At 73.3% G+C, this 24026-nt stretch carries 17 protein-coding genes; 6 read left to right on the top strand and 11 right to left on the bottom strand.

Translation table 11 applies throughout. The features are described from left to right. Window positions 1-63: 63 nt before the first annotated feature. From SNOUR_RS26365 to SNOUR_RS26355, 3 genes are all read left to right on the top strand, one after another. Entirely contained in the window at window positions 64-798 is a 735-nt protein-coding gene (locus SNOUR_RS26365; RefSeq protein ID WP_067351694.1) for an MBL fold metallo-hydrolase, read from the top strand. An 81-nt stretch (window positions 799-879) separates the two neighbouring features. Beyond that, entirely contained in the window at window positions 880-1722 is an 843-nt protein-coding gene (locus SNOUR_RS26360; RefSeq protein WP_067351691.1) for a DUF3097 domain-containing protein, read from the top strand. Between the two features lie 95 nt (window positions 1723-1817). After that, window positions 1818-2093 carry a DUF1876 domain-containing protein gene (locus SNOUR_RS26355; RefSeq protein WP_067351688.1) on the top strand — a complete coding sequence of 92 codons (276 nt, stop codon included), beginning with the start codon at window positions 1818-1820 and terminating at the stop codon, window positions 2091-2093. Window positions 2094-2173: 80 nt separating this feature from the next. Here the strand turns inward: SNOUR_RS26355 and hemW are convergent, their stop codons facing one another. The 4 genes from hemW to lepA form a co-directional block, all read right to left on the bottom strand. Next, window positions 2174-3406, bottom strand: coding sequence for a radical SAM family heme chaperone HemW (hemW, locus tag SNOUR_RS26350; protein ID WP_067358801.1), 1233 nt, complete (start codon window positions 3404-3406; stop codon window positions 2174-2176). Window positions 3407-3621: 215 nt separating this feature from the next. Continuing rightward, a complete protein-coding gene (locus SNOUR_RS26345) occupies window positions 3622-5748 on the bottom strand; it encodes a SpoIIE family protein phosphatase (protein ID WP_067351685.1) in 2127 nt (708 codons plus the stop codon). A 276-nt stretch (window positions 5749-6024) separates the two neighbouring features. Further along, complete coding sequence (locus SNOUR_RS26340; RefSeq protein WP_067351683.1) at window positions 6025-7914, bottom strand: AMP-dependent synthetase/ligase; 1890 nt, start codon at window positions 7912-7914, stop codon at window positions 6025-6027. Window positions 7915-8218: 304 nt separating this feature from the next. Continuing rightward, window positions 8219-10093, bottom strand: coding sequence for a translation elongation factor 4 (lepA, locus tag SNOUR_RS26335; protein WP_079142892.1), 1875 nt, complete (start codon window positions 10091-10093; stop codon window positions 8219-8221). Between the two features lie 338 nt (window positions 10094-10431). Between lepA and rpsT the strand changes: the two genes are divergently transcribed. Then, the gene (rpsT, locus tag SNOUR_RS26330) at window positions 10432-10698 is read left to right on the top strand and encodes a 30S ribosomal protein S20 (protein WP_039636481.1); all 267 of its coding nucleotides are present in this window, start codon (window positions 10432-10434) and stop codon (window positions 10696-10698) included. 363 nt (window positions 10699-11061) lie between these two features. Further along, complete coding sequence (locus SNOUR_RS26325) at window positions 11062-12060, top strand: hypothetical protein (RefSeq protein WP_312633757.1); 999 nt, start codon at window positions 11062-11064, stop codon at window positions 12058-12060. Between the two features lie 125 nt (window positions 12061-12185). On the opposite strand, the gene holA is transcribed toward SNOUR_RS26325, so the two are convergent. Further along, entirely contained in the window at window positions 12186-13169 is a 984-nt protein-coding gene (holA, locus tag SNOUR_RS26320; protein WP_067358797.1) for a DNA polymerase III subunit delta, read from the bottom strand. 269 nt (window positions 13170-13438) lie between these two features. Here holA and SNOUR_RS26315 point away from each other — a divergent pair, with 269 nt between their 5' ends. Continuing rightward, window positions 13439-13693: a hypothetical protein gene (locus tag SNOUR_RS26315; RefSeq protein ID WP_067358795.1), complete on the top strand. Its 255-nt coding sequence runs from the start codon at window positions 13439-13441 to the stop codon at window positions 13691-13693. 81 nt (window positions 13694-13774) lie between these two features. On the opposite strand, the gene SNOUR_RS26310 is transcribed toward SNOUR_RS26315, so the two are convergent. The 6 genes from SNOUR_RS26310 to SNOUR_RS26285 all read right to left on the bottom strand — a co-directional run bounded on the left by SNOUR_RS26310 (window position 13775) and on the right by SNOUR_RS26285 (window position 24013). Then, the gene (locus SNOUR_RS26310) at window positions 13775-14548 is read right to left on the bottom strand and encodes an arylamine N-acetyltransferase family protein (RefSeq protein ID WP_067351678.1); all 774 of its coding nucleotides are present in this window, start codon (window positions 14546-14548) and stop codon (window positions 13775-13777) included. Between the two features lie 28 nt (window positions 14549-14576). Continuing rightward, a complete protein-coding gene (locus tag SNOUR_RS26305) occupies window positions 14577-17570 on the bottom strand; it encodes a ComEC/Rec2 family competence protein (protein WP_079142889.1) in 2994 nt (997 codons plus the stop codon). Beyond that, window positions 17567-18295, bottom strand: a complete 729-nt coding sequence (locus SNOUR_RS48485; RefSeq protein ID WP_312633754.1) for a ComEA family DNA-binding protein — start codon at window positions 18293-18295, stop codon at window positions 17567-17569. The genes SNOUR_RS26305 and SNOUR_RS48485 overlap by 4 nt, the downstream gene beginning before the upstream one ends. A 679-nt stretch (window positions 18296-18974) precedes the next feature. Then, window positions 18975-19820, bottom strand: a complete 846-nt coding sequence (locus SNOUR_RS26295; RefSeq protein ID WP_067351675.1) for a DegV family protein — start codon at window positions 19818-19820, stop codon at window positions 18975-18977. A gap of 242 nt (window positions 19821-20062) precedes the next feature. After that, a complete protein-coding gene (locus SNOUR_RS26290) occupies window positions 20063-20842 on the bottom strand; it encodes a hypothetical protein (RefSeq protein WP_067351673.1) in 780 nt (259 codons plus the stop codon). A 273-nt stretch (window positions 20843-21115) separates the two neighbouring features. Next, a complete protein-coding gene (locus tag SNOUR_RS26285) occupies window positions 21116-24013 on the bottom strand; it encodes a leucine--tRNA ligase (RefSeq protein WP_067351670.1) in 2898 nt (965 codons plus the stop codon). Window positions 24014-24026 lie beyond the last annotated feature (13 nt).

Genomic DNA, 24026 nt, shown 5'->3' with positions numbered 1-24026 from the left:
CGCGGTGCGTGCCGGACGCCGGACGGCAGGCGGGAGTTCGACGACAGGGGCTAGCGTCTCGGTATGTGCACCACATGGGAAGAGGCGGGCTGGGAGCGGCTCGGCGAGGGTGTCGTCCGGCGCCGGATGCCCGGCTGGGACGAGACGATCGGCGTGATCGCCGGCTCGGAGGGCGTGTTGATCGTCGACACCGGCCCGACGCTCGGCGCCGGGGCCGAACTGCGCCGGACGGTCCGCGCGGTACTGGGCCGCGATGTGACGCATGTCGCGCTCACCCACGCGCACTTCGACCACGTCCTGGGCACCGCGGCCTTCGCGGGGGTGGAGGTGTTCGGCGCGACCGGGATGGCCGAGCTGCTGCGGCACGGCAAGGAGGAGCTGCGGGACTCCGCGGTCCGGCACGGCGTGGACCCGGACACCGCGGCGGAGGCCGCGGACCTGCTGGTCGCCCCGCACCACCACGTGCACGGGGAGCTGACCGTCCGGCTCGGGGACCGGGAGGTGCTGCTGGCCAACGTCGGCCCCGGTCACACCCCCCACGACCTGGCCGTCCTGGTGCCGGGCCGGGCCGGTGAACGGGAGATCGTGTTCTGCGGCGACCTCGTCGAGGAGTCCGGCGAGCCCCAGGCGGGCCGGGACGCCCTGCCCCGGCTCTGGCCCGCCGCGCTGGACCGGCTGCTGGCGCTGGGCGGCGAGGACGCGGTGTACGTGCCCGGCCACGGCGCGGTGGTCGACGCCCGCTTCGTACGCGCCCAGCGGGACGCCCTGGCAGCCCGCTTCGGCGCCGACTCGCCCTGATCCGCCACCCCGTCGACCGTCGCCCCGGCGCCCCGTGCACCGGGGCCCACCGCCCCGCCGATCCCCAGGAAGCAGACCCGCATGCACAGCAGGCACTACAGCCCCGACCTCACTCCCCCCTGGAAGAAGCCGAAGCCGGTGCCCGAGGTGCCGGCCGATCCCGGGCTGGTCGTCGAGGAGGTGGTGACGGGCTACTGCGGCGCGGTCCTGCGGTGCGAGAAGACCGCCGAGGGCCCGACGGTCACGCTGGAGGACCGCTTCGGCAAGCAGCGGGTGTTCCCGATGGTGCCGCGCGGTTTCCTCCTGGAGGGCAGGACCGTCACCCTCGTCCGGCCGCAGAGCCGTCCGGCGCCGAGCGGCCCGGCGCGCACCGCGTCCGGCTCGATCGCGGTCCCCGGGGCGCGCGCCCGGGTCGCCCGCGCCGGTCGCATCTACGTGGAGGGGCGGCACGACGCGGAGTTGGTGGAGCGCGTCTGGGGCGACGACCTACGGATCGAGGGCGTCGTCGTGGAGTACCTGGAGGGCGTCGACGACCTCCCGGCGATCGTCGACGCGTTCGCCCCCGGCCCGGACGCGCGCCTGGGCGTCCTGGTGGACCACCTCGTCCCCGGCTCGAAGGAGTTCCGGATCGCGGCGGCGGTGACCGGTGAGCACGCGCTGGTCGTCGGCCACCCGTACATCGACGTCTGGGAGGCGGTGAAGCCGTCCTCGGTGGGCATCCCGGCGTGGCCGCGGGTCCCCCGGGGCCAGGACTGGAAGACCGGGGTGTGCCGGGCGCTGGGCTGGCCGGAGAACACCGGTGCGGCCTGGCAGCGGATCCTGTCGCGGGTGCGGTCCTACAAGGACCTGGAGCCGGCGCTGCTGGGCCGGGTCGAGGAGCTGATCGACTTCGTGACGGCGCCGGAGGGGGCGGACGGCCGCTGAGGGCCCGCCGCGCACGGCGAGCACCCCTGGTGCACGCCGTGCGCCGGACCGGCGGTGAGCGCACTCTGGTAGCAGCGATTCCGGAGGTGACCGCCATGTTGAAGACTGCTGTCGGATGGCATGTCGAGCTGGAATTCGAGGAGGACACCCACCGCACCCGGGCCGCCGCGCTGGTACGACTGCCCGACGGGACCGAAGTGCGGTCCCATGGTTATGCCAGCCGCCACCCGGCCGACGGGAATCAGCCCCGGGTCGGCGAGGAGGTCGCGGGGGCCAGGGCCCTCAATGATCTGGCGATGCAGTTGCTGACCAAGGCGCACGACGAGATCGACTCGGCATCGGGGCGGGTGTCGCGGCCGCTGACCCACTGAAGTCCCCCGGCCGGTCGGGCCGTTGGCCGCTTGGGCCGCTGACGCCGGCCCGTCGGGAGGCACCGGCCCGTCGGGAGGCGTCAGTCCACCAGATCGCGGACCACCGCGTCCGCGAGGAGGCGACCGCGGAGCGTCAGCACGGCCCGCCCCGCCTCGTACGGGCCGGGTGCCAGGAGGCCGTCGGCCACCGCGCGGGCGGCGGCGCCGGCCCCTGTGGGGGTGAGGAGGGAGAGCGGGCAGCCGGCGGCGAGGCGGAGTTCCAGGAGGATCCGCTCGACGCGGCGGTCCTCGTCGGCGAGCAGTTCGCGGCCGGCCCCCGGGGAGCGGCCCTCGGCGAGGGCCCGAGCGTAGGCGGCGGGGTGCTTGACGTTCCACCAGCGGACGCCGCCGACGTGGCTGTGCGCGCCGGGGCCGGCGCCCCACCAGTCGGCGCCGGTCCAGTACAGCTCGTTGTGGCGGCAGCGGGCGGCCTCGGTGGTGGCCCAGTTGGAGACCTCGTACCAGGAGTAGCCGGCGGCGGTGAGGCGCTCCTCGGCGATGAGATAGCGGTCGGCGTGCACGTCGTCGTCGGTCATCGGGATCTCGCCGCGGCGGATCCGGCGGGCCAGCTGGGTGCCCTCCTCGACGATCAGGGCGTAGGCGGAGACGTGGTCCGGGCCGGCGCCGGTGGCGGCGTCGAGGGTGGCCCGCCAGTCGTCGTCGGACTCGCCGGGGGTGCCGTAGATCAGATCGAGGTTGACGTGCGCGAAGCCGGCCGCCCGGGCCTCGGCGACGCAGGCTTCGGGGCGGCCCGGGGTGTGCGTGCGGTCGAGGATCTTCAGGACGTGCTGCCGGGCGCTCTGCATGCCGAAGGAGACGCGGTTGAAGCCGGCCGCGCGCAGCTCGGCGAGGTAGCGCGGATCGACGGACTCCGGATTGGCCTCGGTGGTGATCTCGGCGTCGGGCGCCAGCCCGAACTCGTCGCGCAGCGCGGCCAGCATCCGGCCGAGGTCGGCGGCCGGCAGCAGGGTCGGGGTGCCGCCGCCGACGAAGACCGTCTCCACCGGGCGGGGGTCGTCGCCGAGCACCTTGCGGGCCAGCCGGACCTCCTCGACGAGGGTGTCGGCGTAGTTCTCGCGGGAGGCCAGGACGCCGCCGGGGCCGCGCAGCTCGCCGGCGGTGTAGGTGTTGAAGTCGCAGTAGCCGCAGCGGGTGGCGCAGTACGGCACGTGCAGATAGAAGCCGAGGGGGCGCTGGGCGGCGCCGGTCAGCGCATGGCGGGGCAGCGCCCCGTCCTCGGGCATCGGCTCACCGTCTGGCAGTGCGGAAGGCATGGGGTCCATTGTCCGTCATGCCGAGTGGTTCCGGAGCGGGGCGCCCGGAGAGCGGGCGGCGACCCCTGGGCACCCGCGGCGGCGGGCCCCGGGGTGGGGTCGGGCCCGGGGTGGCGGCAGGCCCCGGTCGGCCGGCCGGAATACCGCCCCCGCCCACCCGGTTGTGGCCCCGCAGGGGGGCCGCGCACCCCCTACGGGATCCGTTCGCCCCTCCCCTACGGGCGCCCGCCCGCCGCCTGGAGGACCATCAGCGCCAGGTCGTCGTCGGGCGGGGTGGGGCCGAAGGCGTGCACCGTGCGGCGGATGTGCTCGGCGATGGCCTCGGCGCTCCGCCCGGCCGCCGCGGCGAGCGCCGAGGCCAGCCCGTCCTCGTCGTCGAAGAGCCGCCGGCCGCAGCGCCGCTCGGTCACCCCGTCGGTGACGCACAGCAGCGTCTCCCCGGGGCAGAGGTCGAAGGACTCGCTGACGTACGACGCGTCCTCGACGACGCCGAGCAGCATCTGCGGGGCCGCCGCGACCCGGACCACGCCGTCGACGCCCAGGACCAGCGGCAGCGGGTGGCCGGCGCTGGCGAGGGTGCAGCGGGCGCCGCCGTCGCCGCCGCGGTACGGGACGATCTCGCCGTAGAGCAGGGAGAGGAAGCGGGCCTGCTCGCCCTCCTCGCGGATCTCCACCGGGGCCTCCGCGCCCGCGCCGGCCGCCGCCACCGCCGCCGCGACCGCGGCGACGGAGTCCGCGGCCTCCCGGGCCATGGTCTTGTTGAGCCGGTCCAGGACCTCGGCGACGCCGAAGCCGTCGCGGGCCAGCAGCCGCAGCACCGGCCGGGCCAGCCCGGTGACCGCGGCGGCCTCGGGCCCGCTGCCGCAGACGTCGCCGAGCGCGAAGCACCAGCGGCCGTCGCCGGCGTCGAAGAGGTCCCAGAAGTCGCCGCCGGCCCAGGCGCCCTCGCGCGGCTCGTAGACCACCGCCGACGCGACCCCGGGCACCCGCGCCCGCCCCTGGGGCAGCAGCCGGCGCTGGAGGACCCGGCTGATGCGTTCCTGGCGGCTGTAGGCGCGGGCGGTGGCCACCGCCCGGGCGGCCCGGCGGCACAGGTCCTCGGTCAGCGCGACCACCTCGCCGGGGAAGCGGCGCAGCCCGGCCCGGCCGAGCAGCAGGGTGCCGTGTCGCCGGCCGCCGGCGACCAGGGGGCAGGCCAGGGCCGCGCCGCCGGTCTCGCGGCCGGTCGGCTCGTACGGCCAGGGCCAGGGCACCGGGACCGGCCGGCTGTCGGTGCTGCCGTCGTCGCCCAGGCCCGGGGGCGCCTTCTCCAGGGAGGCCCGCAGCGAGTCGATCCGGCCCTCGGACAGGTGCCAGACCCGGGCCAGCCGCGGCACCTCGCCGTCCTCGCTGAGGCCGCGCCCCGGGGCACCGCCGTCGCCGTCGTGCAGCCATACCGCGCACCAGTCGGCGAGCCGCGGAACGATCAGCTGGCAGGCCAGCGAGGCGACCTGGTCGGCGTCCAGCTGTCCGGAGAGCAGGTCGGACGCCTCCGCGAGGAAGGACAGCGCGCCGTTGTCGACGCCGCCGCGGTCCCGTTCGGGGCGGTCCTCGGGCGGCGCGGGGCGGCGCGGCACCGGGGCGAGGAGCTCGGAGGCCCGTAGTTCGCGCCGGAACGTCCGGTCGTCGAGGACTCCGTAGGCGTCGAGGGAGCCGGCGGCATCGGGGGCGCCGGCGGCATCGGCGGTGCCGAAGGCGTCGTAGGTGCCGTAGCTGTCGTAGGCGTCATAGGTGTCGTAGGCGTCGTACGTGCCGTCGGCGGTGTCCGGCTCGGGCCAGGCGGCGTCCGGGCCACCGACCGGCAACCGGAACCACACCGTCTTCATCGCCCGCCGGTAGGTGACGCCCCAGGCTTCGGCCACCGCGCTGATCAGCCGGAGCCCGTGGCCGCCGCCTTCGTGGGCCCCGGTGTCCTCGCGGGCCCGGACCGGCTGGGTGGGGTGCCGGTCGGAGACCTCGACGACCAGGCCGGGGCGGGGCGGTTCCTCGGGAACGGCGTCCGGGGGTTCGTCGGGGTGCGGCACCGGCTCCTCGGCGGGGTCGAGCCGGCAGAGCACGTCGACGGTGGTGCCCGCGTGCACCACCGCGTTGGTCACCAACTCGCTGACCAGCAGCACCGCTTCGTCGGCCAGCCGGTCGGTGAGCCGGTCGGCGCCCGGCAGCCGGCGCGCGGTCCAGTCGGCGAAGGCGGCCCGGACGAACCGCCGCGCGGCCGCCGCGGCCCGTGGGTCGCCGGGCAGCGTGGCCCGCAGGGAGCGGGCGGCGGCCCCGGTAACGTCGTCCCGTCCGACCGAAGTTGTCATCCTCATTGAGCAACTCCCGAGCAGTTCCCCAGCGACGCCGGATGCGCCAACGCCAGAGTGACAGAACGAGCCCACGCATAAGCGGTGTGTCACGGAAGTGCGTGGTCAGAGGGGTCAATTCGGCTGACGCGGCACGGCAGTTGGCCGGCGCGCCACGGCACCCCGCAGGGCCCGCCCGGAGTGCGCCGGACCGCCGGCCGCCGGACGGGCACGAGGGTGCGGCGCGGGGGCGCCCCGGGCGCTCCCGGGGCCCGCTCCGCACCGCGCCAGGCGCCGCTACGCCTCCCGCGCGCCGGCGTACATCTCGTCGAGCAGGTCCTTGAACGCCCGCTCCACCACCGGCCGCTTGACCTTGAGGCTGGGGGTGATCTCGCCGTGCTCGATGTCCAGGTCGCGCGGCAGCAACCGGAACTTGCGGATCTGCTGCCACCGCTGGAGCCCCTCGTTGACCCGCTCCACGTAGCCGTCGATCAGCGCGCGGGCCTGGTCGGTGGCGACGACCTCGGTGTAGCTCCTGCCGCCCAGGCCGTGCTCCTCGGCCCACTTGAGGATGGTCGGTTCGTCCAGTGCGATCAGGGCGGTGCAGAAGTTCCGGTTGGCGCCGTGCACCAGCACGTTGGAGACGAACGGGCAGATCGCCTTGAACTGGCCCTCCACCTCGGCGGGCGCGATGTACTTGCCGCCGGAGGTCTTGATCAGGTCCTTCTTGCGGTCGGTGATCCGCAGATAGCCGTCCGGGGACAGCTCGCCGATGTCGCCGGTGTGGAACCAGCCGTCCTCCTCCAGGACCTCGGCGGTCTTCTCGGGCAGGCCGTGGTAGCCCTGCATGATGCCGGGGCCGCGCAGCAGGATCTCGCCGTCCTCGGCGATCCGGACCTCGGTGCCGGGCAGCGGCTTGCCGACCGTGCCGGTGCGGTACGCCTCGCCGGGGTTGACGAAGCTGGCGGCGCTGGACTCCGTCAGGCCGTAGCCCTCCAGGATGTGGATGCCGGCGCCGGCGAAGAAGTAGCCGATCTCGGGGGCGAGGGCGGCGGAGCCGGAGATCGCGGCGCGCAGCCGGCCGCCGAACGCCTCCCGCAGCTTGGCGTAGACCAGGGCGTCGGCGACCTTGTGCTTGGCGGCCAGCGCGAACGGCACCGAGGCGTTGCCGGTGTGCCGGAAGTTGTCCTGGGAGACCTTGGCGTACTCGCGGGCCACGCCGGCCGCCCACTGGAAGATCTTGTACTTGGCCGCGCCGCCCTCCCGGGCCTTGGCCACGACGCCGTTGTAGACCTTCTCGAAGATCCGCGGGACGGCCGCCATGTAGGTCGGGCGGACCACCGGCAGATTCTCGATGATCTTGTCGACCCGGCCGTCCACCGCGATCACGTGCCCGACGGAGACCTGCCCGGCGGTCAGCACCTTCCCGAAGACGTGCGCCAGCGGCAGCCAGAGGTACTGCACGTCGTCCGCGGTGACCATCCCGGTCGCCTGGATGGCGCGGGCCATGTACGCCCAGCAGTCGTGGGCCAGCCGGACGCCCTTGGGGCGGCCGGTGGTCCCCGAGGTGTAGATCAGGGTGGCCAGTTGGTCGGCGCGGAGCGCGGCGACCCGCTCCTCGACGCACTCGGGGTGCCGCTCCAGATAGGCGGTGCCGCGCTTCTCCAGCTCGGCGAGGGAGAGCACCCAGTCCTCCGGGTCGTCCTCGGCGGGCCGGGCGTCGGCCCCGTCGATGACCACGACGTGCGCCAGCTCGGGCAGCTCGGCGCGCTTCTCGCGGGCCTTGGCGAGCTGTGCGGCGTTCTCCGCGATCAGCACCCGGCTGCCGGAGTCGGCCAGGATGAACGCGGTCTCGTCGGTGTTGGTGGAGGGGTAGACGGTGGTGGTGGCGGCGCCGGAGCAGAGCACGCCGAGGTCGGCGAGGATCCACTCCACCCGGGTGTTGGCGGCCAGCGCCACCCGCTCCTCGGGGTGCACGCCCAGCGCGATCAGCCCGGCGGCCACGGCGAGCACCCGCTCGGCGGCCTGGCTCCAGGTCAGCACCCCCCAGTCGTCCGGTCCGGTGCCGGTGGAGGACGGGACCGGGTAGCGGTATGCCTCGGTATCCGGGGTGGCCGCGACCCGCTCCAGGAACAGGGTCGCCACCGAAGGCGGCCGGTTGTCGATCAGCGTGTGAGTGTCGGTCACGGCGTCCTCCGGGGCCCGCTTCGTTGCTGGTGACTCGCGAGTAACCTTGAGCAGTGATCAGAGTAGAGCGCGTGACGCCGCCGCGTAAGGGGCTGCACCCGACTGGTTCACGATGTGACCCGAGCGATAAGTGCACATGACACGTGCTTGACCGATGGGCCCCGAAACGTCGTTCGACCGGCCCCGCTGCCCCGAGGAACGCCGCCGCCCCGAGGGGCCACCGGGAAACGGCACGGGGCGCCGGCTCCCTGAGGAACCGACGCCCCGCCCCTGCGTCCCGCGCCCGCCGCGCGTCCCGCTTGCGCTACTTCTTCGCCTTGCCTTCGCCTTCGGAGTCGGAGGACAGCACCGCGATGAACGCGTCCTGCGGCACCTCCACGTTGCCGACCATCTTCATCCGCTTCTTGCCCTCCTTCTGCTTCTCCAGCAGCTTCCGCTTACGGGAGATGTCACCGCCGTAGCACTTGGCGAGGACGTCCTTGCGGATGGCGCGGACCGTCTCACGGGCGATGACCCGGCTGCCGATGGCGGCCTGGATCGGCACCTCGAAGTTCTGCCGCGGGATCAGCTCGCGCAGCTTGCCGACCAGCCGCACGCCGTACGCGTACGCCTTGTCCTTGTGGGTGATCGCGGAGAACGCGTCGACCTTGTCGCCGTGCAGCAGGATGTCGACCTTGACCAGGTCGGCGGTCTGCTCGCCGGTGGGCTCGTAGTCCAGCGAGGCGTAGCCGCGGGTCTTGGACTTGAGCTGGTCGAAGAAGTCGAAGACGACCTCCGCGAGCGGCAGGGTGTAGCGGATCTCGACCCGGTCCTCGGAGAGGTAGTCCATGCCCAGCAGCGAACCGCGCCGGGTCTGGCAGAGCTCCATGATCGCGCCGATGAACTCGCTGGGCGCCAGGATCGTGGCCCGGACGACCGGCTCGTGCACCACGTCGATCTTGCCGGTGGGGAACTCGCTGGGGTTGGTGACGGTGTGCTCGGCGCCGTCCTCCATCTCCACGCGGTAGACCACGTTGGGCGCGGTGGCGATCAGGTCGAGGCCGAACTCGCGCTCCAGGCGCTCCCGGATGACCTCCAGGTGCAGCAGGCCCAGGAAGCCGACGCGGAAGCCGAAGCCCAGGGCCGCCGAGGTCTCCGGCTCGTAGACCAGCGCGGCGTCGTTGAGCTGGAGCTTGTCCAGCGCCTCGCGCAGCTCCGGGTAGTCCGAGCCGTCGAGCGGGTACAGGCCCGAGAAGACCATCGGCTTCGGGTCCTTGTAGCCGCCCAGCGGCTCCTCGGCGCCCTTGTTGAGCTGGGTGATGGTGTCGCCGACCTTGGACTGGCGGACGTCCTTCACGCCGGTGATGAGGTAGCCCACCTCGCCGACCGAGAGGCCGTCGGCGGCGGTCATCTCCGGGGAGTTCGTACCGATCTCCAGCAGCTCGTGGGCGGCGCCGGTGGACATCATCTTGATGCGCTCGCGCTTGGAGAGCGTGCCGTCGACGACCTTCACGTAGGTCACCACGCCGCGGTACGGGTCGTAGACCGAGTCGAAGATCATCGCGCGGGCGGGGGCGTCCTTGACGCCGACCGGGGCCGGCACCTCGCGGACGACCTTGTCCAGCAGCTCGGGCACGCCGATGCCGGTCTTGGCGGAGACCTTCAGCACGTCCTCGGGCTCGCAGCCGACCAGGTTCGCCAGCTCGGCGGCGAACTTCTCGGGCTGCGCGGCCGGCAGGTCGATCTTGTTGAGGACGGGGATGATCGTGAGGTCGTTCTCCATCGCCAGGTAGAGGTTGGCGAGGGTCTGGGCCTCGATGCCCTGGGCGGCGTCGACGAGGAGGATGCAGCCCTCGCACGCGGCCAGCGAGCGGGACACCTCGTAGGTGAAGTCGACGTGGCCCGGGGTGTCGATCATGTTCAGGATGTGGGTGGTCCCACTTCCCTCTTCGCCCTCGGAGGGGCTCCAGGGCAGCCGGACCGCCTGGGACTTGATCGTGATGCCGCGCTCGCGCTCGATGTCCATGCGGTCGAGGTACTGCGCGCGCATCTGCCGCTGGTCGACGACACCGGTCAGCTGGAGCATCCGGTCGGCGAGCGTCGACTTGCCGTGGTCGATGTGCGCGATGATGCAGAAGTTACGGAGGAGCGCCGGGTCGGTACGGCTCGGCTCCGGCACGTTCGTAGGGGTCGCGGGCACGCAGGGTCCATTCAGTGAACGCGGGTAGGCGGGACTCGGTCTTGTGATGTCCCCCCATCGTCCCATGACCGGCGGCGGTGGGGCGGTTCGGGCATCGGGGACGGGCGGGGCGCCCCCGGCACGCACCGGACGGGACCCGGAGCACGGAGCGGGCGACATCCACGGAAGATCCACCGAGGATCCACGGAGGCAGGGCCGCGAGGGGCCCCGGCGCTCCCCCGCCCATGGCCCGGTTTGGGGGCGCTTCGGACCTGCTGGTAGCCTGGTCCACTGCGCTTCGTGCCCTCTCTCGTGCGCGGCGCAACTCGAAACTCCAACGAACCTGAAAAGGCTCTTTCGTGGCGAACATCAAGTCCCAGTTGAAGCGGATCAAGACCAACGAGAAGGCTCGTCAGCGCAACAAGGCTGTCAAGTCCTCCCTGAAGACCGCGATCCGTCGCACCCGCGAGGCCATCGAGGCCGGTGACCTGGAGAAGGCCACCGCCGCGCAGGCCCTGGCGGCCAAGAAGCTCGACAAGGCCGTCAGCAAGGGTGTTCTGCACAAGAACAACGCCGCCAACAAGAAGTCGGCGCTGGCCAAGAAGGTCGCCGGCCTCAAGGGCTGACCTTCTGCCCGACCGCGCCCGTCGCGGTCACCCTGTCGATCAGGGACCCAGCGGCCCCTCTCTCCGCTCCCTGTCGGTGCAGCACCGCGCCGCACACGGCCTGCGTTCGCCACGCGGGTGCGGCGCACCCGGCTCCTCCGCGGCCCCCAAGCCGCCGAGCAGCCACCCAAACTGGATACGAACGACCCCACCTGTGCCCCTTTGGGGCGGGTGGGGTCGTTCGTTTGGGTGGAGGGCGCGGCGCCCGGGGCTCCTGCCGTCCGGCGGACCTCGTCCGGGGGCCTGCCGTCCGGCAGACATCGTTCGGATTTCCGCGTGCCCCGGGCGGGTTCCGGTGCCAGGAACGTCCACTACTCTGCCGTCATGTCCAATACGGGGGACCAGAACAATCCCTTCTCCGCGCCGCAGCCTCCTCCCGGCTACGGCCCGATGCCCGCCCAGCAGAACCCCTACGCCCGGCCGATCCCGCAGGGCACGCCGCCGGGAGCACCGCCCGCGGCACCGCAGGGACCGGGCAGCTACGGCTACCCGGCGGCCGGCAGCCCCGGCATGCCGGGCGCGGCAGGCCCACCGGGTGCACCAGGTGTGCTGGGTGCGCCCGGCGTGCCGCGCGCGGCGTACGGGGCGCTGAGCGGCGGCGCCCCTGGCGGGGCGGCCCGGCGGGGCGTCTCCGGCTGGCTGTGGGCCCTCGGTGGTGCGGTGGCCGCCACCGCGATCGGAGCCTCCGTGATGTTCGCCACCGGAGCCTTCTCCTCGGCGCCCGACCCCGAACTCAAGGGCTACGCGTTCCGGGACGACCTGTGCGCCGCGACCTCCCTGACTCCCTTCGAGAACGCCCACTACAAGGCGAAGCCGAACACGGGCGACAGCACCGGCTCGGGGTCGGGGTCGGGTTCATCGGGTCCGTCGTCCCCGCCCAACCCGCAGCACAGCGGCTCGCGGATGAACTCCATGGACTCGATGTGGTGCAACATCTCCCTCACCCCGGAGACCACCGGCACCAACGACTACTCCTCGACCTGGGTCTACAACTCCGTCACCCTGCACAAGAAGGCCGACCCGGGCCCGGAATTCGCCGATACCTACCGCTCGTACGAGAAGCAGCAGACCTCGGTCTCGTACAAGGTCGAGCCCGTCAGCGGCATCGGTGACGAGGCGTACCTCGTGACCCGCAGCGACACCCCCGGCAGCAACAACAGCGCGTATGTGATCCTCGCCGTCCGCGACGGCTGGATGACGTACCAGTCGACGTGGTCCAGCTACACGCCGAGCAGCGGCAACGGGAAGCCGCCGAGCTCCGCCGAGATCGCCACGATGTTGGAATCCAGCGCGAAGGAGACCTTCAAGCGGTTGCGGGGGTGATCCGCGGTGCCCGGTCCGCGAGGTGCGGTACCCGGGCACCGGTTGCCGGTTGCTGGTTGCCGGTTGCCGGTTGCCGGTTGCCGGTTGCCGGTTGCCGGTTGCCGGTTGCCCAGCGTCTCGGCCGCCTACCGCGAGCGGGCCGCCCGCGCGATCGTCACCACGGCCTTCTCCAGGGCGTATTCGGGGTCGTCCCCGCCGCCCTTCACCCCCGCGTCGGCCTCGGCCACCGCGCGCAGCGCCGTGGCCACGCCGTCCGCCGACCAACCGCGCATCTGCTGCCGGACCCGGTCGATCTTCCAGGGTGGCATGCCCAGCTCACGGGCGAGGTCGCCGGGGCGGGCGCCACGCGGGGCGGAAGCGAGCTTGCCGATGGCCCGGACGCCCTGTGCCAGCGCACTGGTGATCATGACGGGGGCGACCCCGGTCGCGATCGCCCAGCGCAGCGCCTCCAGCGCCTCGGCGGCCCGGCCCTCGACCGCCCGGTCGGCAACGGTGAAGCTCGACGCCTCCGCCCGGCCGGTGTAGTAGCGCGCGACCACGGCGTCGTCGATCGTGCCCTCGATGTCGGCGGCCAACTGCGCGCACGCCGACGCCAGCTCGCGCAGATCGCTGCCGATGGCGTCCACCAGTGCCTGGCAGGCTTCCGGCGTCGCCGAGCGACCGGACGCCCGGAACTCACCGCGCACAAAGGCGAGCCGGTCGGCCGGCTTGGTCATCTTGGGACAGGCCACCTCGCGCGCGCCCGCCTTGCGCGCCGCGTCCAGCAGCCCCTTGCCCTTGGCGCCGCCGGCGTGCAGCAGCACCAGGGTGATCTCCTCGGCGGGCGAGCCGAGATACGCCTTGACGTCCTTGATGGTGTCCGCGGACAGGTCCTGGGAGGCACGCACCACCACGACCTTGCGCTCGGCGAAGAGCGAGGGGCTGGTCAACTCGGCGAGGGTGCCGGGCTGGAGCTGATCGGGGGTGAGGTCGCGCACATCGGTGTCCGCGTCGGCCGCCCGGGCAGCGGCCACCACCTGCTGCACCGCGCGGTCGAGCAGCAGCTCCTCCTGCCCCACCGCGATCGTGACGGGAGCGAGCGGATCGTCGTTAGCTGTCTTCCTGGCCATCGCGTCCCAGCATCCCACGCCCCACCGACAACCCCCTCCGCGCGCGGACCCGACCGCCCGCCAGGCCCCTACGTCCGCGCCCGCTCGACACGTCCGCGCCCGCTCGATCCCGAGCTGATCCCGGCCCTGATCCCACCGACCGGCGACCGGCATTCGGGGCGAGGAGCGGGGACATGGGGGCAGGGGGCGGGGCCCGTCCCGTGGTGCTCAGTCCCCAGGCGCCCCGTACCCCGGTGCCCCGCCTGGCGCCGCTGCCCGACAATGGACCGGTGAACGACACCCGCCACCAGCGCCACGTACTCGTCCTCCCCGACCGCGACGCCGCCGAGGAGGTGGCCGAGGCCCTGACCGAACGCTTCGGCGTCGCCGAGGAGCCCCAGGTCGTACGGGACGCCCTGGCCGGCGAGGACGACGCCGAGGACGCGCAGTGGCTCGTCGTCGTCGAGGACCCCGACGCCGCCTACGACGCCGCCCGCCTGGACGCCCTCGCCGCCGAATACGAAGGCTGGCGCGAGGCCGAGTAACCCCACCCCGGGCAGAGGGCCACCGAGGAACGCACCACTCCCCCGCCGCTGGGCCAGGCCCTCCCTCGCCCACTCGCCTCCTCACTCGCTCACGAGGACCGGCTCCCGTTCCAGCTCGATGCCGAAGTGGGTGCGGTACGCCGGGAGGATCTCGGCCGCGTCCAGCACGCGCTCCTCCCGGGAGCCATCGGCGTCGCTGATCACCAGCGTGCGCCCGGAGAGCGTCACCCGACCGGTCTCCGTGAGCTGCGAGCAGACCAACGACCTCCTGAACAGCGATTTCGGCGACGTACGCTGCCACCAGCAACCGGCCTCGAAGTCCCTGAGCTCACACGGGCGTTGTTCCAGGCGGTACTGCGGTTCCCCGTTCCGATAGACGTCGAGGTCGCCCTGCGGCGTCTCCGCTATTCGGAAGACGCCCCCGGGATTCTCCTGGTCCTCGGCACTGTCCAACCGCAGCGGGTGGTGGCTGTTCCGCCCGAAGCCGACGTCCACGAGCCAGGGACCGGTGGGCAGGTGCACCCGCAGCGCGAGGTGGTCGTACGGAATCCCGAGCCCATCGGGCCCGCACACCCGCGCCGACAGCAACTCGACCTCGTAGCCCAGCGTCCTGAGAAGTGCGGCGAAGGCACCGTTGAGCTCGTAGCAGAACCCACCCCGACGCGCCCCGACGATCTTGTCGAGCAGCGGCTGCTCCTCGAGCACGATCTCCTCTCCCAGGTGGATGGCGAGGTTCTCGAACGGCACGGCCCGCAGATGACTCAGCTGCAGCGCACACAACGCCTCGGCGTCGGGCGCGGCCGGCCGGACAGCGGCTATCCGGCGGAGATAGGCATCGGCGGTGACAACGTCCATGAGGTGTGCGTCCTCTCCATTCCCTCTGTCATGTCGCGTGGCTCCCCACGCGCGGCGTGGCTCTCGGCGCCGCTCTCACCCCAGCGTGCCGTACGTGTCTTCCTCTTCGTACGGATCTCCGCATACCGCACGATCCGTCCCGTGTGTCGCACGGCCGGAGGGTGCCGCCCGGCTCCCGACCGACGGCGTCGGCACCCCACCGCCCCGCGACTCCACCACACCGGCCCCGGCCCTGACCTGCGCCCCGACCCTCGCTCCGGCCGGCGCTCCGGCCTCTGCCCCGGCCTATGGGCCGAGCCGCGGGCCGACCTGTGGGCCGTGTCGCCGACCGTCTCCTGGACCGACGCCCGCCGACCACCGCGGACAGCCTGCCGGGGGTGCCGACGACCGCGATGGCGCCCTCGGTGTCGGTACGCAGCACCCGCGTGCCCCCGGCCCGCAGCGCGGCGACGGTACGAGGAGCGGGGTGCCCGTAAGGGTTTCCGGCGCCGCACGAGATGAGGGCCAGACGCGGTGTCAGCCGCCGCATCAACTCGGGGTCCTGATAGGCGGAGCCGTGGTGCGCCACCTTGAGGACGTCGACGGCGGCCAGCTCCGGGTGGGCGGCCAACAGCGCCTGTTGCGCGGGGGGTTCGAGATCACCGAGCAGCAGGACCGTCAGTCCGCCGGTCCGTACGAGCACGGCAACGCTGGCGTCGTTGGGGCCGGAGAACGCACCGTCACCGGCCGACGGCAGCCATGGGGATGCGCCCGGCCACAGCACCTCCCAGGCGAGGGGACCCAGGTGACGCCGCTCGCCCGGTGCCGCGCGGAGCACGGGAACCCCGGCCCCGGCCGCCGCCTCCCGCACGAACTTCGCCTGCTCGTAGGGCTCTTGCAACGTCGTGGTCTCGATCGCGCCGACCGAACGGCCGCGCAGCACCCCGGGCAGGCCGTCCACATGGTCGGCGTGGAAGTGCGTAAGGATCAGGAGCGGGATCCGGTGGATGCCCAGCCCGGTCAGGCAGCGGTCGATGGCACGGGGCTCGGGCCCGGTGTCCACCACCAGCGCGGTGCCGTCGCCGGCCGCCAGCACCAGCCCGTCCCCCTGCCCGACATCGCAGGCCACCACCCGCCAGTCCGGCGGCGGCCAACCGGTCAGCACGCGGGTCAGCGGCGCGGGGCGGCACACCGCAAGCACCAGGGCCAGCGCGGACAGTGCGCCCAACCAGCGGCGGCGCAGCACCCGGCGGCCGACCGCCAGCAGCGCCACTGTGGCGACGGCGAGCATCAGCCCACCCACCCAGCCCCCGGGCCAGCCGACCTCCGCGCCCGGCAGCTCCGCCCCCGTGCGGGCAACGGCGGCGATCCACTCGGCCGGCCAACCCGCGCACCACGCCAACGCCTTGGCGACCGGCAGGGCGACCGGCGCGGCGGCGAGCGCCGCGAAGCCCAGGATCGTCGCGGGTGCCACGGCCAGCTCGGCCAGCAGATTGCAGGGCACGCCGACCAGCCCCACCCGCGCCGCGAGCACCGCGACGACGGGTGCGCAGACCGCCTGGGCGGCGGCCGCGGCGGCCACCACCTCGGCGAGCCGGGGCGGCACCCGGCGGCGCTGGAGGGCCGCGCTCCAGCGGGGCGCGAGCAGCAGCAGCGCGCCGGTCGCCAGGACGGAGAGCAGGAAGCCGTAACGCCGGGCCAGCCAGGGGTCGTAGAGGACCAGCAGCAGGACGGCGGCGGCGAGCGCGGGGAGCAGCGAGCGGCGGCGGCCGGTGCCGATGGCGAGCAGGGTGATCAGACCGCAGGCGGCGGCCCGCAGCACGCTCGGGTCTGGGCGGCACACGACCACGAAGCCGAGGGCGAGCGCTCCGCCGACCAGGGCGGTACCGCGCAGCGAGAGCCCCAGACGCCGGGCCAGTCCGCGGCGTTCGGCCCGGGCGGCGAGGTGGGGTGGGCCGATCAGCAGGGCGAGCACGATGGTCAGGTTGCTGCCGGAGACGGCGAGCAGGTGCGTCAGGTCGGTGGTGCTGAAGGCGTCGTCGAGATCGGGCGGCACCCGTGACACGTCGCCGACGACGAGTCCGGGCAGCAGCGCGCGGGCATCCGGGGTCAGCCCGTCGGTCGCCCGGCGCAGCCCGGTGCGCAGGCTCCCGGCCAGCCGTTGGAGGGCGGACGGCGGCGCCACCTCGTTCGGCGAACCGTCGGCGGTGACCCGCAGTACCGCGGCCGTCCGGTCCGCCGCCTCCAGCGGCGGTGCGGCCCGCGCCACCACCCGGATCCGGGTCGACGGCAGCAACCTGCGCCACTCCGGTGACGGCGACGGCGAGGGCGACGACGACTCACCCGCAGCTTTCCCGTGCTTCGCGGCGCGCTGCTGCACGACGGCCAGCACGGGGGTACGGGCGGTGGTGACCCGCCCGTCCGGCGTCGCGATACGAACGGCCTCGGCGGTGAACACCAGCGCCGACGGCATCCTCTGCGAGCCGCGCACCTTGGGGCGGGTCAGCCGTGGATCGTCGGTCACCTCCAGCTCCACCGTGAGCCGTGCGTACCGGTGGGCCCACGTGGGCAGCGGCCCGCGCCGCACGTCCGCGGCGTGCAGCGCGGCGGACGCGGCCCCCGCCGCGGCGCAGAGCAGGACCGCCGCCAGCGCCACGAGCGCCCCTGCGGTCCGGCCGGGTGCAGCGTCGTTCCCCCGGGCGGACCGGCCGCCCTTCGACCGGGCCCGCCAGAGCGCGAGTGCGGCGAGCGCCACGGCCATGGCGCAGCCCGCCGCCACCATGCCGCCCGGTGCGCCCAGGGCAACCGCTGCCGCCGCCCACGCCGCCCCCGCGGGGCCGACGAGTCGCAGGTCGGCGGGGCCGTCCTGATGCGCGTCGGCCCTGCCGTACGACGGGTCGGCCCGGCCGTCCTGGTGCGCCTCCGCCGCACCGCCCGGCGTTCCTTCCCGGCCACCGGCCCCGACGCGCCCCGTCGACGCCCCGGCGTCCGCCGAGGTCACGGCCCCACCGGCAGGGTTCTCGTCCTCCGGAGTCGACGTCATGGCGTCACCAAGGGGCGCAGGTCGGCAAGGCGGCGCTCACCGATGCCGGCCACCTGTCGGAGCTGGTCCACCGAGGTGAACCCGCCGTGCCGGGTGCGGAATTCGATGATGTGGCGGGCCAGGACGGGCCCCACTCCGGGCAGGGCATCGAGCTGCTGCTCCGTCGCCGAACTGAGGCTCAGCGGCCCACCCGTCAGCCCAGGCGTCCCGCTCCCGGCACCGCTTCCGCCACCCGTCGCACCACCGGCCCCGGGCTGGCCGCCCGCGCCGGCGCCCTCCGCAGCGACCAGGATCTGTTCGCCGTCGGTCAGCAGCCGCGCCCGATTCAGCCCCCGGAGATCCGCCCCGCGCAACACCCCGCCCGCGGCCTGCAGCGCATCCATCACCCGGGAGCCCGCCGGCAACCGGTGCACCCCGGGTCGGTGGACCTTCCCCGCGACATCCACGACCAGCATCCGGCCCGCCCCGCCCGGTGGCCCACCCGTCGCCGGGCCGCTGGACGAGGAGTGCGCCGACGACCACGGCGGAGCCGGCGAGCGGGCTCCGGGGCCCGGCGCCGGAACCGTACGCTCGACACCCGGCGCACGCACCGGCTCCGGGCGCCCCGCCCAGAAGTGCTGGACCGCGAAGCCCACGGCCACCACGAGCACCAGGGCCAGCGCGCCCAGCGCCTTCGGGGTCGTGCCGCACCGTAACTGCACCCAGAGCGGCAGCCGTTCATGCACCGCCGACCACCAGCGTTCCTGCCGGCGGGCGCCCGGCGGGTCGTGCTCCCGGGACGGCGGCGCACGGTGCCCGTACGACGGTTTCGCCCCCGCGTCGGGCGGACGGCGACCACCACCGAGCCCTCTCGCTCCCGGACCCGTACGTCCCTCGGCGCTCCCGTCCTCCCTACCGCGGCCGCTCCCCGTACCGCCGCCCCGTGCCGCCTCGGCCCCGTGCCCCACCTGATCGGCGCCGAAGATCGCCGCGGCTCGGGCCCGCGTCCGTTCGCGTTTCCACTCCCGCACGCGGTCCCGTTCTCGCCGCCCCCAGCGCGCGGTCGGCACAGCGGAGGTCGAGGAAGCAGGGGGCGCAGGGGGCGCAGCGGGCGGGCGGGATGGTCCGGCCGGTGGCTCCGGCGCGGAAACGGACACCGCTACTGACGTCGTATCCGGCAAGGAAGCCGTTCGATAAGTGCTCATAGCCCTCGACGGTAGGCACCTCGCGCGGATCCCGCCGATCTGCGTCACATCCCGTGGATATCCGGGGAGTTGTGGATAACTCCGTCACCCGCACGGGCATCCGGAACCCGGCGTCGTCACCACCGCAACAGCCGTCACACAGAGGTCGGGCAGGTGCCGACCCCACGGCCGCCACCTGCCGCACCACGGCTCATCGCAGATCACCGTGGCTCATCGCAGTTCATCGCGGCGAGACCACGACCCCCAGCAGCCCCGGCCCGGTGTGTGCGCCGATCACCGCACCGACCTCGCTGACGTGCAGCTCGTTCAGCCCCGGCACCCGTTCCCGGAGGCGTTCGGCCAGTGCGTCCGCCCGCTCCGCCGCCGCGAGGTGGTGGACCGCGATGTCGACCTGGCCGTCCCCCGCCCGCTCCGCGGCGATCTCCTCCAGGCGCGCGATGGCCTTGGAGGCCGTACGGACCTTCTCCAGCAGTTCGATGCGCCCGTCGTCGAGTTGAAGGATCGGCTTGACCGCGAGCGCGGAGCCGAGCAGCGCCTGCGCGGCGCCGATCCGGCCACCGCGCCGCAGATAGTCGAGGGTGTCGACGTAGAAGTAGGCGGCGGTGCCCGAGGCGCGCTTCTCCGCGGCGGCCACCGCGTCGTCCACGTCCCCGCCGGCCTCCACCGCCTCCGCGGCGGCGAGGGCGCAGAACCCAAGGGCCATCGCCACCATCCCGGTGTCCACGACCCGTACCGGTACCGGGGCCTTCTTGGCCGCCAGCACCGCCGCGTCGTAGGTGCCGGAGAACTCCGACGAGAGGTGGAGGGAAACGATGCCGCTCGCCCCGGCCTCCGCGATGGCCCGATAGGTGTCCGCGAACACGGCGGGGCTCGGCCGCGAGGTGGTCACGGGCCGGCGCTTCTGGAGCGCCTGGGCGACCGATCTCGCGGAGATCTCGGTGCCCTCTTCCAGGGCCTGGTCCCCCAGGACGACGGTCAGCGGTACGGCCGTGATGTGGTGGCGTGCGACAGCCGCCCGCGGCAGGTAGGCCGTGGAATCGGTGACGATCGCGACATGGCGGGACATGACTGGGAGGTTAGTCGGGGACGCAGGCGCCCGACAGTGCGGGCCCCTCCCCAAGATTTTCCAGGTTGTACCAAGGCTCTGCCAAGTCCGCCCAGGTCACGGCCTGTCGGGAAGGGGAAAGAGTCGAAACGGAATGATCGCACAGCAGTTGGCTGATCGCATGGGCGCTGCGCGGGGACCGGGGATGCCACAGCCCGGGGGGCTTGAGGTCCCGCGCCACACGGGGGAAGGCGAACCAGCGCCTACCCTGCTGTCCCGCCACCGCCGCCCTTCCCCCAACGGGACGGCTCCCGTCGCGGGCTCTTCTCCCACGGATACGTCGGCCGGGTGCGGGGATCCTGGGCGGTGATCGCAGGCGCCTCGTCCTCCACCGGGCCCCGGGCATGCCCCTTCCCGCCCGCGCCCGGACCGGCCCCAGGTGCCCCGCCCGCGCCCGGCGCCCCCGTCTGCTCCCGCTCGTGCTCCCGGTCCACCGGGGCGTCCGTCCAGTGCCGCAAGGCCCCCGCCTCCACGTCGATCTGGTCGCTCAGGGCGGCCAGATCGTCTTCGGCGAACTTGCGGGCCCGGTCGCGGGCGGCCCAGCGCAGCGACTCGGCGGAGTGCGTGATCCGCTCCAGCCGCTCCCGGAGCTCGGGGAGGCGGTCCGCGATGCTGGCCTTGCTGGGTTCGCTCTCTAGGCGGCGGAGGTCGTCGTCCAGCTCCCGGCCGTGCGCGCTGAGGCGTTCGAAGAGCCGGACCGCCTCGTCGAGCGAGGCGTCGTCGGCGGAGCCGGACCGCAGGACCTCCTGGGTGGCCCGCATGGACGTGCGCAGCGAGAGCCGCAGTTGGGCCAGTTCGCCGACGACTCCGGGCTGGGTGAACTGCCGGGCCCGCAGGGTGGTGTCCTCGACCGTCCGTCGGGCCTGGGCGACCTTGCGGTCGACCCCGCGCTTGGCTGCCTGGACCGCCCTGACCGTGAGGAACACCCCGGCGACGACGAACAGCACGAAGAGCAACCCGAAGATGGCGACCGCGGCTTCCATGGGCACTCCCCTGAGGTGTCGGCGGCGCCGGTTCTGTGCCGGCGCCCGTACCTCCACGGTAAACGCGTCGGGCAGGCCAGGGGTTCCAAACGAACCCCCAACCTGCCCGTAGGGGAAACCACCTATACGCGCGCGGGACACCGCTCCCGTCCACCGCTCCGGCCCGCAGAAGGCCAGTTCAGAGGCGACTGCAGTGCGTTCCTGCGGTCAGGGCCGCGACCGGGTGGGGGCTGCGCGGGGCACCCCTCACCCGACCGGCCGGGTGCTGCCTGATCACGCCGGGACGATGTTCACCAGCTTCGGTGCCCGGACGATCACCTTCCGGACGCCCGCGCCGCCCAGCGCCGCGACCACCGCCGGCTCGGCCAGCGCGGCCGCCTCCAGGTCCGCGTCGGAGATCGACGGCGCGACCTCCAGGCGGGCCTTGACCTTGCCCTTGATCTGGACGACACAGGTCACCGCCTCGTCCACGACGTAGGCGGGATCGGCCACCGGGAAGTCCGCGTGGACGATCGTGTCGGTGTGGCCCAGCCTGCGCCACAGCTCCTCGGCGATGTGCGGTGCCAGCGGGGCGATCAGCAGCACCAGCTGCTCCGCGACGGTCCGCGAAACGGCGCCGCCGGCCTTGGTCAGGTGGTTGTTCAGCTCGGTGATCTTGGCGATGGCGGTGTTGAAGCGCAGGTTCGCCATGTCCTGGGTGACACCGTCGATCGCCTTGTGCAGCGCCCGCAGGGTGGCCTCGTCCGGCTCGGCGTCGACGACGGTGACCTCGCCGGTCGCCTCGTCCACCACGTTGCGCCACAGCCGCTGCAGCAGGCGGTACTGGCCGACGACGGCCCGGGTGTCCCAGGGCCGGGAGACGTCCAGCGGGCCCATCGCCATCTCGTACAGGCGCAGGGTGTCCGCGCCGTACTCGACGCAGATCTCGTCCGGCGTGACGGCGTTCTTCAGGGACTTGCCCATCTTGCCCAGCAGCCGGGAGACCTTGCCGCCCTCGTAGTAGAAGACGCCGCCGTCGTGCTCCTCGACCTCCGCCGCCGGGACGGCGATGCCGCGGGTGTCCCGGTAGACGTACGCCTGGATCATGCCCTGGTTGTACAGCTTGTGGAACGGCTCGGCGGAGGAGACGTGCCCCAGGTCGTGCAGCACCTTGGACCAGAAGCGGGCGTACAGCAGGTGCAGCACCGCGTGCTCGGCGCCGCCCACGTACAGGTCGACGCCACCGTGCGGCTGGCCCTCGCGCGGGCCCATCCAGTACTGCTCGACGGTGGGGTCGACCAGCGCGTCGCCGTTGTTCGGGTCCAGGTAGCGCAGCTCGTACCAGCACGAACCGGCCCAGTTGGGCATGGTGTTGGTCTCGCGCCGGTAGCGCCGCACCCCGCGGCCGTCGCCCAGGTCCAGCTCGACGTTGACCCAGTCCTCATTACGGGACAGCGGGGTCTCGGGCTGGGTGTCGGCGTCGTCCGGGTCGAAGGTGCGCGGCGAGTAGTCGTCGACCTCGGGCAGCTCCAGCGGCAGCATCGACTCGGGCAGCGAGTGCGCCACACCGTCCTCGTCGTAGACGATCGGGAACGGCTCGCCCCAGTAGCGCTGACGGCTGAACAGCCAGTCGCGCAGCCGGTAGTTGACGGTGCCCTCGCCGATGCCGTTGGCGGTCAGCCACTCGGTGATCTTCGCCTTGGCCTCGGTGACGCCCAGGCCGTCCAGCGAGATGGTGTCGTCGGCCGAGTTGACCAGCTTCGCTTCGTACGAGGCGAACGCGTCGTCCCAGGTGGTGGTGTCGGTGCCGCGGCCGTCGCTCGGCTCGACGACGCAGCGCATGGGCAGCTCGAAGGCGCGGGCGAAGGCGAAGTCGCGGGTGTCGTGGGCCGGGACCGCCATGATCGCGCCGGTGCCGTAGCCCATCAGGACGTAGTCGGCGATGAAGACCGGGATCCGCTCGCCGCTGACCGGGTTGGTGGCGTGCACGCCGGTGAAGACGCCGGTCTTGTCCTTGGCCTCGGCCTGCCGCTCGACGTCCGACTTGGCGGCGGCCTGCTTGCGGTAGGCGGCGACGGCCTCGGCGGGGGTGGCGTGGCCGCCGGTCCACACGTCGTGGGTGCCCTCGGGCCAGGCGTCGGGAACGATCGAGCCGGTGCCGTTGTCGGAGCCGGCGATCAGTGGGTGCTCGGGGGCCAGGACCATGTAGGTCGCGCCGAACAGGGTGTCCTGGCGGGTGGTGAAGACCGTGATCCGGTCGGAGTCGCTCACCGGGAAGTCGACGCGGGCGCCCTCGGAGCGGCCGATCCAGTTGCGCTGCTGCAGCTTGATGGCCTCGGGCCAGTCCAGCGCGTCCAGGTCGCGCAGCAGGCGGTCCGCGTAGGCCGTGATGCGCATGTTCCACTGGCGCAGCTTGGCCTTGAAGACCGGGTAGTTGCCGCGCTCGGAACGGCCCTCGGCGGTGACCTCCTCGTTGGCCAGCACCGTGCCCAGTCCGGGGCACCAGTTGACCGGGGCGTCCGAGGCGTACGCCAGGCGGTACTCGCCCAGGACGTCGGCCCGCTCGGTGCCGGACAGCTCGGCCCAGGGCCGGCCGTCGGGGGTGGGCCGGGCGCCGGCCTCGAACTGGGCGACCAGGGTGTCGATCGGCCGCGCCTTGTCGGCCTCCGGGTCGTACCAGGAGTTGAAGATCTGCAGGAAGATCCACTGGGTCCACTTGTAGTACGCCGGGTCGATCGTCTCGATCGAGCGGCGCTGGTCGTGGCCCAGGCCCAGGCGGCGCAGCTGGCGCCGCATGTTGACGATGTTGGCCTCGGTGGAGACCCGCGGGTGGGTGCCGGTCTGCACGGCGTACTGCTCGGCGGGCAGGCCGAAGGCGTCGAAGCCCAGGGTGTGCAGGACGTTGTGGCCCGTCATGCGGTGGTAGCGGGCGTAGACGTCGGTGGCGATGAAGCCCAGGGGGTGGCCGACGTGCAGTCCCGCACCCGAGGGGTAGGGGAACATGTCCATGACGAACTTCTTGGGGCGGGCAACCGCCGCGGGGTCGCCGCCCAGGTCCCCGTTCGGGTTCGGGGCCTCGTAGGTCCCCTCCGCCTCCCAGAAGTCCTGCCAGCGTGCCTCGATGTCAGCGGCCAGCGCGGCCGTATAGCGGTGCGGCGCTGCCACCTCAGCAGCGGTAGTCGTCTCGCTCATCGTCCTCAAAGCT

It is taken from the genome of Streptomyces noursei ATCC 11455 (genome assembly GCF_001704275.1).
In the GTDB taxonomy this organism is placed as follows: domain Bacteria; phylum Actinomycetota; class Actinomycetes; order Streptomycetales; family Streptomycetaceae; genus Streptomyces; species Streptomyces noursei.
The sequence above is the reverse complement of the archived record's forward strand: the minus strand, read 5'-3'. Positions and strand labels throughout refer to the sequence as shown.

Coding starts and splice junctions, on each gene's coding strand:
- SNOUR_RS26365 (WP_067351694.1), top strand. CDS start 64: ATGTGCACCACATGGGAAGAGGCGGGCTGGGAGCGGCTCGGCGAGGGT.
- SNOUR_RS26360 (WP_067351691.1), top strand. CDS start 880: ATGCACAGCAGGCACTACAGCCCCGACCTCACTCCCCCCTGGAAGAAG.
- SNOUR_RS26355 (WP_067351688.1), top strand. CDS start 1,818: ATGTTGAAGACTGCTGTCGGATGGCATGTCGAGCTGGAATTCGAGGAG.
- hemW (WP_067358801.1), bottom strand. CDS start 3,406: ATGCCTTCCGCACTGCCAGACGGTGAGCCGATGCCCGAGGACGGGGCG.
- SNOUR_RS26345 (WP_067351685.1), bottom strand. CDS start 5,748: ATGACAACTTCGGTCGGACGGGACGACGTTACCGGGGCCGCCGCCCGC.
- SNOUR_RS26325 (WP_312633757.1), top strand. CDS start 11,062: ATGTCCAATACGGGGGACCAGAACAATCCCTTCTCCGCGCCGCAGCCT.
- holA (WP_067358797.1), bottom strand. CDS start 13,169: ATGGCCAGGAAGACAGCTAACGACGATCCGCTCGCTCCCGTCACGATC.
- SNOUR_RS26310 (WP_067351678.1), bottom strand. CDS start 14,548: ATGGACGTTGTCACCGCCGATGCCTATCTCCGCCGGATAGCCGCTGTC.
- SNOUR_RS26305 (WP_079142889.1), bottom strand. CDS start 17,570: ATGACGTCGACTCCGGAGGACGAGAACCCTGCCGGTGGGGCCGTGACC.
- SNOUR_RS26295 (WP_067351675.1), bottom strand. CDS start 19,820: ATGTCCCGCCATGTCGCGATCGTCACCGATTCCACGGCCTACCTGCCG.
- SNOUR_RS26290 (WP_067351673.1), bottom strand. CDS start 20,842: ATGGAAGCCGCGGTCGCCATCTTCGGGTTGCTCTTCGTGCTGTTCGTC.
- SNOUR_RS26285 (WP_067351670.1), bottom strand. CDS start 24,013: ATGAGCGAGACGACTACCGCTGCTGAGGTGGCAGCGCCGCACCGCTAT.